The sequence below is a fragment of the Arthrobacter sp. TMN-50 genome (genome assembly GCF_054511125.1).
The window spans coordinates 613,261-628,755 of sequence record NZ_JBTNDG010000001.1; the positions used below are offsets into that span (position 1 = coordinate 613,261).

General features: G+C 65.9%; 16 protein-coding genes. 6 read left to right on the forward strand and 10 right to left on the reverse strand.

All coding sequences use genetic code 11. The annotated features are described in order from the left end of the window. Positions 1–36: 36 nt before the first annotated feature. Entirely contained in the window at positions 37–2,121 is a 2,085-nt protein-coding gene (gene paaZ / locus ACX80A_RS02995) for a phenylacetic acid degradation bifunctional protein PaaZ (RefSeq protein WP_459258187.1), read from the reverse strand. Between the two features lie 182 nt (positions 2,122–2,303). On the opposite strand from paaZ, the gene ACX80A_RS03000 reads away from it, so the two are divergent. Further along, positions 2,304–2,660, forward strand: coding sequence for a PaaI family thioesterase (locus ACX80A_RS03000; RefSeq protein ID WP_459258349.1), 357 nt, complete (start codon positions 2,304–2,306; stop codon positions 2,658–2,660). Here the strand turns inward: ACX80A_RS03000 and ACX80A_RS03005 are convergent. Continuing rightward, positions 2,657–3,250 (reverse strand): GNAT family N-acetyltransferase, encoded by a 594-nt coding sequence (locus ACX80A_RS03005; protein WP_459258188.1) that lies wholly within the window; start codon positions 3,248–3,250, stop codon positions 2,657–2,659. The two genes, ACX80A_RS03000 and ACX80A_RS03005, sit on opposite strands and share 4 nt — an antisense overlap. A gap of 8 nt (positions 3,251–3,258) precedes the next feature. Then, positions 3,259–4,026 (reverse strand): tyrosine-protein phosphatase, encoded by a 768-nt coding sequence (locus tag ACX80A_RS03010; RefSeq protein ID WP_459258189.1) that lies wholly within the window; start codon positions 4,024–4,026, stop codon positions 3,259–3,261. Between the two features lie 94 nt (positions 4,027–4,120). Between ACX80A_RS03010 and ACX80A_RS03015 the strand changes: the two genes are divergently transcribed. Further along, positions 4,121–4,984 carry an SGNH/GDSL hydrolase family protein gene (locus ACX80A_RS03015; protein ID WP_459258190.1) on the forward strand — a complete coding sequence of 288 codons (864 nt, stop codon included), beginning with the start codon at positions 4,121–4,123 and terminating at the stop codon, positions 4,982–4,984. 13 nt (positions 4,985–4,997) lie between these two features. On the opposite strand, the gene ACX80A_RS03020 is transcribed toward ACX80A_RS03015, so the two are convergent. From ACX80A_RS03020 to ACX80A_RS03040, 5 genes are all read right to left on the reverse strand, one after another. Next, the gene (locus ACX80A_RS03020; RefSeq protein WP_459258191.1) at positions 4,998–6,122 is read right to left on the reverse strand and encodes a class I SAM-dependent methyltransferase; all 1,125 of its coding nucleotides are present in this window, start codon (positions 6,120–6,122) and stop codon (positions 4,998–5,000) included. Positions 6,123–6,204: 82 nt separating this feature from the next. Further along, the gene (locus ACX80A_RS03025; protein WP_459258192.1) at positions 6,205–7,068 is read right to left on the reverse strand and encodes a 3-hydroxyacyl-CoA dehydrogenase family protein; all 864 of its coding nucleotides are present in this window, start codon (positions 7,066–7,068) and stop codon (positions 6,205–6,207) included. Beyond that, the gene (locus ACX80A_RS03030) at positions 7,065–7,808 is read right to left on the reverse strand and encodes an enoyl-CoA hydratase/isomerase family protein (RefSeq protein ID WP_459258193.1); all 744 of its coding nucleotides are present in this window, start codon (positions 7,806–7,808) and stop codon (positions 7,065–7,067) included. The genes ACX80A_RS03025 and ACX80A_RS03030 overlap by 4 nt, the downstream gene beginning before the upstream one ends. Continuing rightward, positions 7,808–9,016, reverse strand: a complete 1,209-nt coding sequence (locus ACX80A_RS03035) for a thiolase family protein (protein ID WP_459258194.1) — start codon at positions 9,014–9,016, stop codon at positions 7,808–7,810. Before ACX80A_RS03035 ends, ACX80A_RS03030 begins: the two co-directional genes overlap by 1 nt. Before the next feature lie 144 nt (positions 9,017–9,160). After that, positions 9,161–10,801, reverse strand: coding sequence for an ABC-F family ATP-binding cassette domain-containing protein (locus tag ACX80A_RS03040; RefSeq protein ID WP_459258195.1), 1,641 nt, complete (start codon positions 10,799–10,801; stop codon positions 9,161–9,163). A gap of 190 nt (positions 10,802–10,991) precedes the next feature. Here ACX80A_RS03040 and ACX80A_RS03045 point away from each other — a divergent pair, with 190 nt between their 5' ends. Next, entirely contained in the window at positions 10,992–11,546 is a 555-nt protein-coding gene (locus tag ACX80A_RS03045; RefSeq protein WP_459258196.1) for an SRPBCC family protein, read from the forward strand. A gap of 41 nt (positions 11,547–11,587) precedes the next feature. On the opposite strand, the gene ACX80A_RS03050 is transcribed toward ACX80A_RS03045, so the two are convergent. After that, positions 11,588–11,974 carry a hypothetical protein gene (locus ACX80A_RS03050; RefSeq protein WP_459258197.1) on the reverse strand — a complete coding sequence of 129 codons (387 nt, stop codon included), beginning with the start codon at positions 11,972–11,974 and terminating at the stop codon, positions 11,588–11,590. 211 nt (positions 11,975–12,185) lie between these two features. Between ACX80A_RS03050 and ACX80A_RS03055 the strand changes: the two genes are divergently transcribed. The 3 genes from ACX80A_RS03055 to ACX80A_RS03065 are packed head-to-tail and all read left to right on the forward strand — an operon-like array spanning position 12,186 to position 15,195. After that, complete coding sequence (locus ACX80A_RS03055) at positions 12,186–13,136, forward strand: 1,4-dihydroxy-2-naphthoyl-CoA synthase (RefSeq protein ID WP_459258198.1); 951 nt, start codon at positions 12,186–12,188, stop codon at positions 13,134–13,136. A gap of 6 nt (positions 13,137–13,142) precedes the next feature. Continuing rightward, positions 13,143–14,276 carry an AMP-binding protein gene (locus ACX80A_RS03060; protein ID WP_459258199.1) on the forward strand — a complete coding sequence of 378 codons (1,134 nt, stop codon included), beginning with the start codon at positions 13,143–13,145 and terminating at the stop codon, positions 14,274–14,276. A gap of 34 nt (positions 14,277–14,310) precedes the next feature. Then, positions 14,311–15,195, forward strand: a complete 885-nt coding sequence (locus ACX80A_RS03065; protein ID WP_459258200.1) for a 1,4-dihydroxy-2-naphthoate polyprenyltransferase — start codon at positions 14,311–14,313, stop codon at positions 15,193–15,195. Here the strand turns inward: ACX80A_RS03065 and ACX80A_RS03070 are convergent. Continuing rightward, entirely contained in the window at positions 15,192–15,488 is a 297-nt protein-coding gene (locus ACX80A_RS03070) for a DUF4229 domain-containing protein (RefSeq protein ID WP_459258201.1), read from the reverse strand. The genes ACX80A_RS03065 and ACX80A_RS03070 overlap by 4 nt on opposite strands. Positions 15,489–15,495: the final 7 nt, after the last annotated feature.

Below are 15,495 nucleotides of genomic sequence, written 5' to 3' on the forward strand. Positions count from 1 at the left end.
AAGGGGTTGAACGTTTCGCTTCGGCGGAGGACGGGGCTACTTCTCGACGAGGGTCAGGACGTCGTAGGTGGCGACGATGTCGTCGTCCTGGTTGTGCAGCACGGCGTCCCAGGCAACCTCGCCATATTCTTCGTCCTCGCGCGGGGTGATGCGCTTGGCGGTCAGGGTGACCCGGATGGAATCGCCGGCCGCGACCGGGGTGATGAAGCGTAGGTTCTCCAGCCCGTAGTTGGCCAGAACGGGACCGGGGGCTGGGTCGACGAACAGCCCGGCACCCCAGGACAGCAGCAGGTAGCCGTGCGCCACGATGCCCGGGAAGAACGGGTTGGCTGCCGCGGCTTCCTCATTAGTGTGCGCATAGAACGTATCCCCCGTGGTGTTGGCGAACGCGGTGATGTCCTCAAGGGTCACCTGCCGCAGGTCCGAACGGACGGCGTCACCAATCTGCAGGGTGGCGAGGTCCTTCCGGAACGGGTGGGTGTCATCAAACTTTTGGTCGGCGCCGGCGTGCCACACCCCCGTGACCGCGGTGAGCATGTTCGGCGACCCCTGGATGGCGGTGCGCTGCATATGGTGCAGCACGGAGCGAATCCCTCCGAGTTCCTCGCCCCCGCCGGCGCGGCCCGGTCCGCCGTGGACCAGGTGCGGCACCGGTGAGCCATGGCCGGTGGAACTGCGTGCGTCCTCCCGGTTGAGCATCAGCACTCGACCGTGGTGGGCCGCGATGCCGAGGACCAGCTCCCGGGCGGTAGCAGGATCGTTGGTGCAGACTGTCGCGACCAGTGACCCGGCCCCCAGGGCGGCGAGCCGCACGGCGTGTGCGGCGTCGTCGTACCCGATCACCGAGGCCACTGGACCGAAGGCCTCGATGGTGTGCAGTTCGATCGCTTCAGCGTTGTCCCAGGTCAGGAGGACCGGGGACATGAAGGCACCGTCGACGGCGGTGTCCACTGTGCCGTCGGCCCGGGTAACGCGTGGTGCGTCTAGGGTACCGTAGGCCAGCTCCCCGCCCGCCGCCAACATGGTCTCGACCGCGGACCGGACGTCGCGAAGCTGCTCCAGGGAGGCGAGGGCTCCCATGGTGACGCCCTCGGCTCGCGGGTCGCCGAGAACGGTGCGCTGCTCGATGCGATCCTTCGCGGCGGCAACGACATCGTTCACCAGCGCCCTGGGCACGATGGTGCGGCGGATGCTCGTGCACTTCTGCCCTGCCTTGACGGTGATCTCGGTGACGAGGGACTTGATGAAGGCGTCAAACTCGGGGGTGCCGGGAACGGCGTCTTCGCCGAGGATGGCGGCGTTCAGCGAATCGGTTTCGGAGGTAAAGCGGACGCCGCCGTGCACCACGTTGTTGTGGGATTTCAGCTGGTTGGCGGTGGCCGCCGACCCGGTGAAGGAAACCAGGTCCCGGTAATCCAGGTAGTCCAGGAGGTCCCGGGCAGACCCGGAAATCAGCTGCAGCGCACCCTGCGGGAGGATAGCGGACTCGATGATGAACTTCACGACGGCGGCGGTCAGGTACCCGGTGGGTGTCGCCGGTTTCACGATAGTAGGAACGCCCGCCAGGAAGGCTGGGGCCAGCTTCTCAAGCATGCCCCAGACCGGGAAGTTGAAGGCGTTGATCTGCACGGCTGCGCCGGGGATGCGGGTGTAGATGTGCTCGCCGAGGAACGTGCCGTCCTTCGACAGAGTCTCGGGTGGGCCATCCACCACGACGTTCGAGTTAGGCAGCTCGCGGCGGCCTTTCGAGCCGAAGGTGAAGAGCACACCGATCCCACCGTCAATATCGACCATGGAATCGATCTTCGTTGCACCGGTACGGGCCGACAGCTCATACAGGGAGCTGCGCTGGTCGTTGAGGAACTGCGCCAGAGCCTTGAGCATCAGGGCACGTTGGTGGAAGGTAAATTGCCCGAGACCACGCTGCCCAGTGGCACGCGCGTAGTCGACCACCCGGGACACATCGAGTCCTTCGGTGCTCACCATTGCAAGGGTCTCGCCGGTGCTGGCATCCCGAACCTCGGCGCTGTTGCGTTCCGTCAGGGACGCAGCGTCGGGTGTCCACCAGGCGTCCTCAATGAAACTGGGAACCGTCTCCACGCGGACAGCTGTTGAAGTCATCGTCGACTTGCCTTTCACCTCTGAGTGTTTCGGGCGCCGAGCGTCCGTACCTCGGGGGATAACTGAACGGACGTTCGGTAATATGTCCAGCGTACATTAATAGAGATTTCCGTATCCCTGAAAAGGAGTCCCCGGTGACCCACCAGCCTTGGCAGATCCAGCTCGGCGAACTCGACGAGAAGATGGGCGTGAAGATCGTTGAGCAGTCAATTGAGCGGGTCGTCGCCACGATGCCGGTGGAAGGCAACCGGCAGTCGTTCGGGCTGTTGCATGGTGGCGCGTCACTCGCCGTCGGCGAGGCGGTGGGTTCGTGGGCAGCGGTGATTCATGCCAGCACCCTGGGCAAAACGGCCGTAGGCGTTGACGTGTCAGCCACCCACCACAAGTCCGCCCGCGAGGGTCTGGTCACCATCACCGCCACCCCCGTCCACCTGGGCGGCACCCTCACCACCCACGAGGTAGTGCTGACCAACGACGACGGTGCACGGCTCTGCAGCCTGCGGATCACCAATCTGCTGCTCGACCGCCGCCAGGGCTAGCGGGTTTTCGACACCTGGTGATTGAGCCCCGCCTTCACCATGGGCCACTCCGCAGCAACGATTGAGAACACCACGGTGTCCCTGAGGCTGCCATCGGATCCCCACCGGTGGGCCCTCAGCACACCGTCCTGTTTCGCGCCCAGCCGAGCGATCGCTTCCCGCGACTGGTGGTTCATCCAGTGCGTACGGAATTCCACGGCTGTGCAACCGAGCTGTTCAAAGGCGTGGGTGAGGAGCAGCAGCTTGCTCTCGGGATTGGTCCCGGTGCCCTGGACGGAGGCCCGGTTCCAGGTGTAGCCGATCTCTACCCGCGGGGTGTCCACGTCGATGTTGCAGTAGGTGGTCATGCCGAGGAGCTGGTCGGTGCCGTTCCGGCGGAGGGCGAACGGCAGCATCACGCCGTGCTCCTGGAGGGCTAGTCGGCGGCCGATTTCCGCTGACATTCCCGCAGGGGCGGGGACCGACGTGTACCAGAGATTCCACAGGTCGCCGTCACAGGCGGCGTCGACCAAGCCGTCGTGGTGGTCAGGCGTCAACGGTTCAAGGGTGACGGTCGGTCCGGTGAGCGTTACCGGCTGAAGGAGGGTCATTGCCTCATTCAACCACGCCCTTTACCGCTCAGCCTGACCCTTAGCGCTGCGAGCTCCGCGGCTGTTAGGCCGGCCTTCAGCAGATAATCCTCGGCGTCGAAGCCAGCCAGCAGGTCCCGCAGGTGCGTCACCGCCCGCTCGAGACACTCCACCAACTCTTCCTCGGATAAGGGTGGCTCCCTCGGCTTCTCCTGGGATGAGTGGAACTCGTTGATCCCTCGTACCCCCAGCGCGTAGTCGGTCACGATTTCCTCGCCCGGCACACCTACCGCGGAGAGCATCACTGCCATTATCATGCCGGTGCGGTCACGGCCAGCGGAGCAGTGGACCACTACGCCACCCTCGGGCGCATCAACCACCGCCCGCACGACAGCGATAATCTTGTCCGGCCAGCGTCGCAGATTCTCCGGGTAGTACTTGGGTGAGCTTAGGTACGGGCCAACCAGCGCCATGAACTCGCCATCAGACTGATCCTCGGTGGGACAGTTGACGATCTTAAAACGGCCCAAACCGTCACCGGTGACGACCGGGTCACTATCCCGCCGCCCAAACTCTCCGGGATTACGGAGGTCAACGACACTGCGCACGCCGTCGTCGTGGGCCTGCAGCCAGCCGGTAGCCGTGAGCCATTCGTGGCGACCCATCCGGTAGATCCGGCCCGGCTGAATGAGGCCACCGACACCACCGAGATCGCGGGCGTTGACTGCGCCCTCCCAGCGGACGGAGCGGGTTTCGGCGATGTGCTGGCCATAGGAATTGCCAGGCCGAGAGGTCATGCACACAGCCTAGCAATTTGGTGCTGCGCGCCGTTGGGAAAGGATCTTTCGGCTGGCCATATGCAAGGTTCTGCCGCAGGAGTAACTTGGTCCCATGAAAACTCCCTACCGCTCCCATTTCGGACGCTGCGCTGCCGCAGCCGTGCTATCGGTCGGCCTGATGGCCAGCGCTGTCGCGGGCCCCGCCGCCGCGACGAATCCCGACAAACATTCTCCAGTCGACTATGTGGCGTTGGGCGATTCCTATGCTGCGGGATTCGGCGCCGGCTCGTACCTCAACGCCTGCGGGCAATCGGCGCTCGGTCTGCCGGGATTGCTGGATGACCGTCGGGGAATTGACCTGACCTTCAACGCCACCTGCAGCGGAGCGAAGGCTGCAGCGAACCGCACCGATGCCGTCCCCGACCTTCCCGAGCAGTTGGAACAGCTCGTCGGCGCCAGCCTGATCGGAGCCGACACCGATCTGGTGACCCTCTCGGCGGGCGGCAACGACCTGGACTTCGGGGCCGTGGTGGGCGCGTGCGCTGCGTTGCCACTGGCAATCTGCGAGCAAGTGGTCGGCGGCCGCACCGTGCAGGCCCAGACCACCCTCGCCGTCGCACTGGATGACCTCTACGGGAACCTGCGCGCTGCCGCTCCGACGGCGAAGATTGTGGTCACGGGGTACCCCCACCTCTTCTCGCCGAAGTCCGGGGCGGAGGTATTGCTCAGCACCGAGGCGCAACAGCTGTTCAATGAGGGGACCGATGCGCTCAACACGGTCATTCGGCAGAACGCCGAAGCCAATGGACTGCAATACGTGGACGTGGTGAAGAGGTTCAAGGGCCATGGCATCGGCGCCAAGGACCCGTGGATCACGTTTGCTGGCGCGTTCGACGACCTGCATCCCACCGCCGAAGGGTACGAGGCCGGTTACCTCAAGTCCTTCCGCAGTACGGTCAATCTGGCTTCCTGGTGAGGGCAGACATCGCCTACCCCAGGAGTTCGTAAAAGCGCCAGAATCCGAAGTCTTCGATCGGGAGCACTTGCGTGTCGGCGAAACCTGCTGCCACGGCATAGGCATGAAAGACGTCGGGGCGCATAACTGTCCCAGTCGCCGTACTCAACGGGTGTGACATGCCGTCGGGCAGGCAAATGAGCAGGCTAAACCCGTACATCAGGCGTTCCAGCTCGTCCCCGGGCGCAGTGAACACGTCAGCGACCGCTTCGTCCATGACGACGACGGTCCCGGTGGGCACCAGCGAGTGGCGCGCCGCGGCGAGAACCTCGACCGGGTGTGGCAGGTCGTGGATGCACTCGAAGGCGAACACGGCATCGTAGGCGGCCGCCGGCATCTGTTTGGCGTCCGCTTCCTGAAAAGTGACCCTGTCCGTAACGCCCTCCCGAGCTGCGTTCGCTGTTGCCAGACTTACTGACGCCGGGTCAATGTCGAAACCCTCCACCGTGGCCCCGGGGTAGGCGCGGGCCAGGGCTATGCTCGACCATCCGCCCCCGCATCCGATGTCAGCAATCCGGGCGCCGGGTCTGCTGAGCCGATGGTCCAGATGCTCGATCCCCGCCAGCGCTCCAGACAACTTCGACTCGAACCACGGCCGGTTCATATCGGCCTGTGACTCCCTGGCGTCCTCCCCAAAGTCCGACCATCCCACACCACCACCCGTTCGGTAAGCGGCGAGGAGGGCCGGTAGCTGCACGGCGGAGCCAGCCAACATGCGCGCGAGCGGGGCCAGGTAGTTGAGGCTGCGCTCATCGGTCAACGCTTCGGCCGTCCCCGGCGGGATCCTGAAGCGGCGTTCCCGCGCTAAGGCGTCGGCACCCGCATCTGGGCCGGGGTCAATGGTGAGCAGCCCAGTAATCGCCTGCTGCTCCAGCCACTCTCGCGTATATCGTTCGGAGGTACCGGACCTCCGGGCCAGCTCGGCGGCCGTTGCTGGCCCGTGGGACTTCAACTGGCGGTACCATCCCAACCGATCCCCAAGGTGGATAGCCAGCACGTCGACCATCCCGAGTGACGCATCGATCACCCGTTGGGCCACCGCGTCGGCGGTAGGCCCCTCGGCCTGCAGGTCGCTATTCTGTGGACTGGGCTCGCTCACGATGCGCCTCCTGGATCACCACATCAGGACTGTGGCTTGCCACTATGGCCCAGTCCGCGATCGCTGGCAAGGCCAACCCCACTCACTCGGTCCAGTCGAAGAACCCCTTGCCCGATTTTCGACCCAGCTCACCGCGAGCTACCTTGTCCCGCAGCAGCTGCGGCGGCGCGAACCGCTCCCCCAGAGTCGATTCCAGGTATTCGGCGATGCCGAGCCTGACATCCAATCCCACGAGGTCGGTGGTTCGCAGCGGGCCCACCGGATGTTTGTAGCCCAGCACCATGGCGGTATCGATGTCTTCGGCCGACGCGACACCCTCCTCGACCATCCGCATCGCTTCGAGTGCAATCACCACTCCCAATCGGGAACTGGCGAAGCCCGGCGCATCGTTGACGATCACCGGGGTTTTCCCCAGCAGTCTCACCCAGCCGCGGGCTGCTTCGGCGAGCTCGTCAAGGGTCCGCGGTGCAAGGATCACCTCGATCAGCGTGGAAGCAGGCACCGGGTTGAAGAAATGCAACCCACAGAACCGGTCCGGGCGTTGCAGTTTTTCGGCTAGTCCACCAACCGACAGTGATGAGGTGTTGGTCGCCAGCCACGCGGTGGGCGCCAACCGTGCTTCGACAGCCGTCAACGTGGCCGACTTCAGGTCGAAATCCTCGGGCACCGCCTCAACCACTAGCCCACAGGCTTCGAACGCCGCGTAGTCTGCCGACACGGAGACTCGCGCGGACAACGCCTCAAGGTCTTCCGATGTGGTCCCGCGCTGCACACTTTTACCCAGTGCGTCGAGGACACGCTGCCTGGCCGCCTCGGCGGCGGCGTCGTCGCGCTCGACGACGACGACTGCGGCGCCCGCAGTGCAGAACGCGTGGGCGATGCCAGCGCCCATCCGGCCGCCGCCCAGGACACCAACCGTGCGGGGGATTGCTGGCGATGGGTTCATTTGTTCTTCCTGTCGAGGAATGCCTGCATCCGGTCGAACTTCGCGTCGGATTCGAACAGGATGCCCTGAGCCAGCTGGTCGATGACCGGGTGAGCCTCGGGCGGGGCGTGGAAGACAGACTTGGTGATGCGGACCGCCAACGGGTCCTGCCGGGTAATCCGGTCGGCGAGCGCATTGGCCCCTGTAAGGAGGGCGTCTGGTTCGTGGATTTCGGTGATGAGCCTGACGGCGAGCGCCTCGTCGGCGCCGAGGATGCGCCCGGCCAGCAGGATCTCTTTCGCCAGTGGTTCGCCGACCAGGTCCCGGAGCCGCCAGGTGGCGCCGGCGGCAGCCAGGATGCCGAGGCCGGTCTCGGGGTTGCCGATCTTCAGGGTAGGCGTGCCGATCCTGAAGTCAGCGGCGTAGGCAAGTTCGGCCCCGCCGCCAAGCGCGTACCCGTCCAACGCGGCGATCACCGGCAGAGGCAGCCGGCCGATGCGTGCGAAGAGGGTGGAGTTGATCCCGGCGAACGCGTCGTCGCGGCGCCGTTCCCGCAACTGGGCGATGTCGGCGCCGGATGCAAACACGCCGTTACTTCCCGCGAGGATGAGGACGCGCGGCTGCCTCTCCAATGATTCACAGACCGCATGGAGCTCATCGACCATGGTCTGGTCGATGGCGTTGCGGACCTCGGGGCGGTGCAGTTGGACGGTGAGGCGGTCGCCGTCGTCAGTGACCTGCAGAGTGGTGAACCGGTCCATCAGACGCGCTCCAGCAGCATGGCGGTGCCCTGCCCCACGCCGACGCACATGGTGGCCAGACCGATGGCCCGACCTTTGCCGGGCGCCTCGCGCTCCAGACGGCCGAGCAGCGTGATCGCGAGCCGGGACCCTGACGACCCGAGGGGGTGGCCGAGGGCGATGGCGCCGCCGTCGCGGTTCACCAGTTCCTCATCGAGCCCGAGCCGTCGGATGCAGGCGATGGATTGGGTGGCGAACGCCTCGTTAAGTTCAACAGCGGTGAGGTCGCCGATGCTCAGCCCCGTCCGCTGAAGCACCTTCTGTGTGGCCGGCACCGGCCCAATGCCCATGATGGCCGGCGGGACGCCCGCTGATGCGCCGTCGAGGATGCGGGCACGGGCGGCGAGGCCCAATCGGTTGACTGCCGCCTCGGACGCGACGATGACGGCTGAGGCGCCGTCGTTCAGTGAGCTGGAGTTGCCAGCGGTGACCACTCCGTCCTTCCTGACGACCGGCCGGAGTCCGGCGAGCACGTCGAGGGTGGTGTCGGCGCGGGGTCCTTCGTCGGTGTCGACGGTGACCTCGCGCTTGCCGTAGCGGGTCTGCACTGGAACGATCTCGTCGCGGAAGTGGCCCGCTTCAATAGCTGCGAGTGCCCGCTGGTGGGACCGAAAGGCGAAGGCGTCGGCGTCGGCGCGGGTGATGCCGTCCACTGACGCGAGCTCCTCGGCCGTCTCTGGCATCGAGTAGGTGGTTTTGTCCTGGGCGGCGAACACCGGGTTGGTGAAGCGCCAGCCGATGGACGTGTCGAAAATCTCCCCGGGCTTGGCGAAGGCCTTGGCGGGCTTCTCCATTACCCAGGGCGCACGGCTCATCGATTCCACGCCGCCGGCGACGACGATGTCGGCGGCGCCGGACTTGATCATGTGGGACGCCATGATGATCGCTGACAGGCCCGACGCGCAGAGCCGGTTGACGGTGATGCCGGGGACCGTGTCCGGGATTCCGGCCAGGAGCGATGCCATGCGGGCGACGTTGCGGTTTTCCTCGCCGGCACCGTTGGCGTTGCCGAGGATGACTTCGTCGATGTCGCCGGAGTCGATTCCTGCGCGGGCCACCGCTTCGCGGATCGCCAGCGCTGCGAGGTCATCGGGCCTGACCCCGGAAAGCGCTCCACCGTAGCGACCCACCGGGGTACGAACCCCGTCGACCAGAAATGCTTCGGCCATGCCTGCCTCCAGAATCATCAGCGATTGTGTTAGTCATCCGGGCAGCTCAATTACTGACCGTTCGTTCTATATTACAGACGTGCCAGGAATGGTGGCGTCCCCGCACACCCGCTGTTGCGCCACCACTCGACTACGGGTGCGCCACTATTCTGGCGGCGTGAGCTGGTGCTCCGCCCCGACGACCCGTCCCGCCTTGAGCCGAAGCTCGCGACCGGTGGGAAGACCGCCGAACCACCGCCGCAATTCGCGGTCGTGGCTGACGACGAGTGTCCCGTCATAACCGGCCAGAGCGTCCTCAAGCTCGCCCACCAGGACCGGGGCGAGGTGGTTGGTGGGTTCGTCGAACAGGATGACGTCGTAGCGGCCTACCAGGAGCCGGGCCAGGGCCAGCCGGCGGTATTGTCCGGCCGAGAGGGTTCCCACCGGGACCAGGAAGTCGGCAGTGCGGAAGAGCCCCAGGTTGAGCAAACGGTCGGCGTGTTCGTCCAGGTCCCCGTGCAGGCCTGCGGCGAAGGCCGGGAGCAGCCGTAACGACGGTTGCCGGTGCGGTGCCAGTTCCTGCGGAAGATACCCCAGGCGACCCCGTTGGGTGACAACGCCCTCGTCGACCGGACAGACGCCTGCCAGGACGTTGAGCAGGGTGGTCTTACCCGCGCCGTTGGGCCCGGTAATAAGGAGGTTCTCCCCCGCCCCCACGCTGAGGGACTCCACCGCCAAGCGCTCACCCACCGAGACACCCGCCAGCTCCAGCACGGGGCCAGTCACCGACTGGCCGCCAAACTGCGCCGACAGGACGAGCGGCTGAGGCGGCCGGTCCACCGGCTGCTCCTCCAGCCGGCGCAGCCGCTCCTGTGCGTTGCGTTTTTGGCTGGTGATGGCTTCCTGCACGGTGCCCTGTTTGAAGTCGTAGCCCATTTTGTCGCCGTCGCGCCGGCGACCGTACCCCATCCGCCCCTCCACCACTGCGGCCTTGGCCCGTTCGGCTTCCTTGGCGTCGAGCCACTGCTGGTAGTCCTGCTCCCAGCGGCGGCGCTCAGCAATTTTGGCCTTGAGATACCCCTCGTACCCGTCGCCGTAGCGCCGCAACTCGCGGCGGTCGCCGTCCACCTCGATGATCGTCGTAGCAAAGGTGCGCAGGAAGGAGCGGTCATGGGTGACTGCGACGACGGCACCACGGTGCGCTGCGAGCTCGCGCTCAAGCCAGCCGACGGCGTCGTCGTCGAGGTGGTTGGTCGGCTCATCCAGGAGCAGGATGGCGGCCGGGTCGGCCAGCAGGCAGGCTAGGGCCAGGCGCTCCTGTTCACCGCCGGACAGGGTGTCGAGGGTACGCGTCCGGGAGAAGTCGCCGAGCCCGAGCTGGCTGAGGGCAGCGTCGACCCGGGAGTCAACGCTGTACCCCTCGTGCAGGTCGTACTCGGACTGGGCGACGCCGTAACGTTCCAGCTCGTCGGCATCGGCTGAATCAAGCGACGCCTCGCGGGTCCGAAGCTCGGCTTCGAGGGCACGGATGCCGCTGAGGGCCGCGTCGATCACCGTACCGACGGTGTCGGTTGGGGCGTGGTCGAGGGTTTGTGGGAGGTGGCCCACCGCGCCATGCACGGCGACCTGGCCGCCGTCGGGAACCTCCACCCCGGCGATCAGGCGGAGCAGCGTTGATTTGCCGGCACCGTTCTCGCCTACCACCGCGACCCGTTCGCCGCGGCCGATGGTCAGCTCCACATGGTCGAGGAGCAGGCGGTCGCCGTACCCATGGGATACGTCGGAAAGTTGTAGATGTTCGGTCAAGAGGTCCTCGCAGTGTCGAAAAGGGCGCCGGCAGGGCAGCACAGGGGCCGGGCGGTCGTCGCCGGCGGGTCAGACGGATGCAAGGCTATTTCCTCATGGGACCAGCGTGCTCCCGTGTGGCCAAGCCGTCAACCTGATACCGGTTGTCGGGCCTGTCGCGGTGGGGACGGATCTCCGACAGGATGGGGCCATGACAGTCTGCCGCTTGCCCTGGTACTGGACAGAGACCAACCCCGGCATGCCGCCGGATCCGGCCCACGACGCCGCCACCGCGTCCAGTCAGCACTGGATACGTGCGGTGGACGTTGAGTGCACAGCGGACCTGCTTTTTGCGTGGACCACCCAGCTTCGCCGGGCACCCTACAGCTACGACCTGCTGGACAACTTCGGGCGGCGCAGTCCCCAGCTGCTCGATCCGCGGCTGATCGACGTTCGAGTGGGAGATCCGGTAATGCGGATCTTCACTGTGTCGGCGGTCGATCCGGGACGGTCGTTCGCGGTCGTACCCCGTTCAGAGCGGGCCGCCCATCTCTTCGGCGCGCTAGTGATCGAGTACGCGGTGGAACCTGTGGATTGTGGGTCGCGACTGGTGGCCAGCCTTTCGGTACCGCTGCCCGCCGGGCCGCTGTCCGGGCTGCGGCAGGCGGCACTCGCGTGGGGTGACCTGGTGATGATGCGCAAACAACTCCGTGAACTTCGGCGGCTGGCCGAACGGGATCATCGCACCCTGGACTCCGGCCCCTGACCGAGGAGCGCGACCGGCAACGCCCGGCGGGGTGGACGCCCTCAGTCGGCCCGGAGTCTGCGGCGCAGCACCAGTAGGGCGGCGACGACGCCCGCACCCGCGACGACCACCGTCGTCGGTCCCTGATCGAACCCACCAATTGTGGCGCCCGTATCGGCGCCACCGACCGGTACCTGCGCTACCTGCGGGACAGGAAGCGCCGGACCGGGGACGGTGGTGAAGGTCTGGTCAAAATCGATGAAGCAGGGGTACCGACCGTCCGAAAACACGATGTTTCCGGGATTGGCTGTGCAGAGGTTCGTTCCGTCGGCGGCGATGACACCGCCCTGGACGAGGGTCACGGTGTGTGGATCGACGACTGTTGCCTGATCGAATGGGACGAGCTGAATGGTGTCCACGGGACGGGCCTCGGCTCCGGTGGCGCCCATCAACGCGAGACTCCCAGCGATTGCGCAACCGGTCAACACTCTGGTGCTGTTCGCTTTCCCCCTCCGGGTGCCCGCCCCTGTGGTGACCTCCTGGTACCGGCACATCAAGCAATCGGCTCATCCGCGAGCACAAGAGGATAACGAAAAGCCCACGGGACCCCGGCGCACCCGCGATCACCCCAAGAGGACGGCGCGAAGCTAGACTCGATGGGTGACTATCGACCTTCCCCCACAGGTTTCGGACCTCTTTGACCCTGCCCGCTGGCGACTCGTGTCAGGGTTCGGAGACCTGCAGGATATTACCTATCACCGTCAGGTCGAGCGGAGCCCCGGCGGGGCGGCGCGGGATCTCCCGACCGTCAGGATTGCGTTCAATCGGCCGGAGGTCCGTAATGCGTTCCGGCCGGGAACGGTTGACGAGCTGTACCGCACCATGGATCACGCCCGGATGACGTCCGACGTCGCCACCGTGCTGCTGACCGGCAACGGGCCATCCCCGAAAGACGGCGGCAATTCGTTCTGCTCCGGCGGCGACCAACGGATCCGCGGCCGCGACGGGTACCGGTACGCTGACGGCGAGACCAGCGAGAGTGTCGACCCCGCCCGTGCAGGACGGCTCCACATTCTTGAGGTGCAACGGTTGATGCGGACGATGCCGAAGGTAATCATCGCCGTCGTCAACGGGTGGGCTGCCGGCGGCGGGCACAGCCTCCATGTGGTGGCGGACCTGACGATCGCCTCCCGCGAGCACGGAAAGTTCAAGCAGACCGACGCCACCGTCGGTAGTTTCGACGCCGGGTACGGCTCCGCGCTGCTGGCTCGCCAGATCGGGCAGAAGAAGGCGCGTGAGATCTTTTTCCTGGCCCGCGAGTACTCGGCCGAGGAGATGGTCGCCATGGGTGCGGTCAACGAGGCGGTGGATCACGCGGAGCTGGAGAACGCTGCCCTGCAGTATGCGGCGGACATCGCGCGGCAAAGCCCCCAGGCGATCCGCATGCTCAAGTTCGCCTTCAATTTGGCCGACGACGGCCTCGCCGGCCAGCAGGTCTTCGCCGGTGAAGCCACCCGGATGGCCTACATGACCAACGAGGCAGTCGAGGGCAAAGAGGCCTTCCTGGAAAAACGGGCGCCAGACTGGTCCGCCTACCCCTACTATTTCTAGGCCACCATGGAATTGCTACCGATCCACACGCCGTCCGGCGCCGACCCCCATGCCGTCCTCACGCCGCTGGCCGCCGCGCTCTCTGGGGAGGGCCCCGCCGTCGCACCCCATGCCGACGCGGGGCAGCGCTTCGAGGGAGAATTGCCCAACGATGAGATTGCCGCGGTCCTCAGCACCTCGGGATCGACCGGCGTCCCCAAACAAACGATGCTCAGCGTCGATGCGCTGGCGGCCTCAGCGATGGGTACCGCCCTCGCACTCAAGGCTGAGGGGCAGTGGCTTCTCTGCCTGCCGGTCCACTATGTGGCAGGTTTCCAGGTGCTGGTCCGGTCGCTGTACGCAGGAACCCGGCCCTGGGCCATGGATCTGGCCGCGCCATTTACCGCCGAGGCGTTCATCCAAGCTGCCGGGGAGCTCACCGACAGGGTCCGCTTCACCTCACTGGTCCCCACCCAGTTGCACCGTCTCCTCCAGGACCCGCGGCCCGAGACGCTTCAGGTACTCCGCCGGTTCGACGCCATCCTGCTGGGCGGCGCCCCGGCCTCCCCTGCACTGCTCGGTGACGCCCACAAGCACGGGCTGAACTTGGTGCTCACGTATGGCATGAGTGAGACGTGCGGGGGCTGCGTGTACGACGGCGTCCCCCTGGACGGGGTCGACCTCACCACCGAGGAGGACCGACTGTGGATCAGCGGACCAGTCCTGGCTGAGGGGTATTTGGGGCAGCCCGAGCTGAGCGCGGACCGGTTCGCGTTCAACTCCGGTCGCCGCTGGTTCCGGACCGACGACGCCGGTGACTTCACCGACGGGATCCTGACCGTTTCCGGGCGGCTCGATGATGTGATTGTGACCGGTGGTCTGAAGGTGTCAGTCGCGGCGGTAACTTCAGTTATTGAAAACATGCCCGGTGTCCGGGAGGCCCTGGTGCTGGGCATCGACAGTGCCGAATGGGGCACCGTGGTGGCCGCCGCCGTCGTCGGGCAGGTCAGTGCCAACGAGGTGCGCCAGCACACACGGGCCTCCCTTGGTGCTCACGCGGTGCCCCGGATCATCCTGGGTCTCGAATCAATTCCACTCCTGTCCAACGGCAAACCTGATCGACTGGCTGTTCGGTCGCTGCTCGAACAATCCGACGCCTAGACTCACCACTCCCCCAAACGAGAAGGACAGCACCGTGGCTACTGCCGCACAATGGCTTGAGGGCGCCCGCCCGCGAACCCTCCCCATGGCTATTGCACCAGTGATCGTGGGTTGCGCCGCTGCGTTCGACCTTGAGGCATTCAGACCCGTCAATGCCCTGCTGGCCGCGGTCGTTGCCATCATGCTGCAGATAGGGGTGAACTACGCCAACGACTACTCCGACGGCGTCAGGGGAACCGACGCGGACCGGGTGGGTCCGCTCCGCCTGACCGGATCCGGCGCCGCACGGCCCGGACAGGTCAAGTGGGCGGCGTTCGCGTGTTTCGCGCTGGCAATGATCGCGGGTACCAGCCTCATTGTGCTTTCCCAGACCTGGTTCCTGCTGCTGGTGGGCGTCGGATGCGTGGCCGCCGCCTGGGGGTACACCGGCGGGCGCAACCCCTACGGGTACATGGGGCTCGGAGATGTGTTTGTGTTCGTGTTCTTTGGCCTGGTCGCGACACTCGGCACCACCTTCACGCAGGCGGGCCAGCTGAACGCTGCAGCCTGGATCGGGGCGATCTGCACCGGGATCATTGCGATGGCGCTTCTGATGGCCAACAACGTGCGCGATATCCCGACGGACCGCGAGGCGGGAAAGATCACCCTTGCCGTGCGGCTCGGGGACACCGCAGCACGGATCACCTACGTGATGATGCTCGCCGCGGCACTGTTGCTGCCCATGTTTTTGGTGTACGACTACCCGTGGGTGCTGCTGGTACTGCTGCTCGTTCCGGCGTGTCTGATGCCGAGCTGGCTGATGCTCAAGGGCAAAAAGCGGCGCAGTCTGATCCCGGTTCTGAAGCAGACCGGTCTGATCAACCTGGGGTTTAGCGTACTGTTCGGCGCCGGAGTGGTCCTCACGACAGTGCTGGCTTAGCCGCGGGGCTTGCGATCCGCGTTGACCGACGTGTTCGGGTCATAGACGTCCTCGGCGGCGGCGTCGTCGAGCTCGGAGAGGTTACGCCGCGGAGGCGCACCGTCCTTGAGCCGGCGCTGCAACGACGAGGAGGCGGCATCACGCAGGGACCGGAAGAACAGGTAGGTCACGCACCAGGCGAGGATGGCTGCGACGACTGCCGAGAAGATGGCACCGAGGCCCAGCCAGTAGGAGATGACGAAGAAAACCACGACGAGGCCGAGGCGGAGGGCAGTGAATTTGAAGAAGGGCACTCATCAA

Bases quoted from the DNA above. Each gene is read 5' to 3' on its own strand.
- paaZ (WP_459258187.1), bottom strand. From the start codon at position 2,121: ATGACTTCAACAGCTGTCCGCGTGGAGACGGTTCCCAGTTTCATTGAG.
- ACX80A_RS03000 (WP_459258349.1), top strand. From the start codon at position 2,304: ATGGGCGTGAAGATCGTTGAGCAGTCAATTGAGCGGGTCGTCGCCACG.
- ACX80A_RS03005 (WP_459258188.1), bottom strand. From the start codon at position 3,250: ATGACCCTCCTTCAGCCGGTAACGCTCACCGGACCGACCGTCACCCTT.
- ACX80A_RS03010 (WP_459258189.1), bottom strand. From the start codon at position 4,026: ATGACCTCTCGGCCTGGCAATTCCTATGGCCAGCACATCGCCGAAACC.
- ACX80A_RS03015 (WP_459258190.1), top strand. From the start codon at position 4,121: ATGAAAACTCCCTACCGCTCCCATTTCGGACGCTGCGCTGCCGCAGCC.
- ACX80A_RS03025 (WP_459258192.1), bottom strand. From the start codon at position 7,068: ATGAACCCATCGCCAGCAATCCCCCGCACGGTTGGTGTCCTGGGCGGC.
- ACX80A_RS03030 (WP_459258193.1), bottom strand. From the start codon at position 7,808: ATGGACCGGTTCACCACTCTGCAGGTCACTGACGACGGCGACCGCCTC.
- ACX80A_RS03035 (WP_459258194.1), bottom strand. From the start codon at position 9,016: ATGGCCGAAGCATTTCTGGTCGACGGGGTTCGTACCCCGGTGGGTCGC.
- ACX80A_RS03045 (WP_459258196.1), top strand. From the start codon at position 10,992: ATGACAGTCTGCCGCTTGCCCTGGTACTGGACAGAGACCAACCCCGGC.
- ACX80A_RS03050 (WP_459258197.1), bottom strand. From the start codon at position 11,974: ATGGGCGCCACCGGAGCCGAGGCCCGTCCCGTGGACACCATTCAGCTC.
- ACX80A_RS03060 (WP_459258199.1), top strand. From the start codon at position 13,143: ATGGAATTGCTACCGATCCACACGCCGTCCGGCGCCGACCCCCATGCC.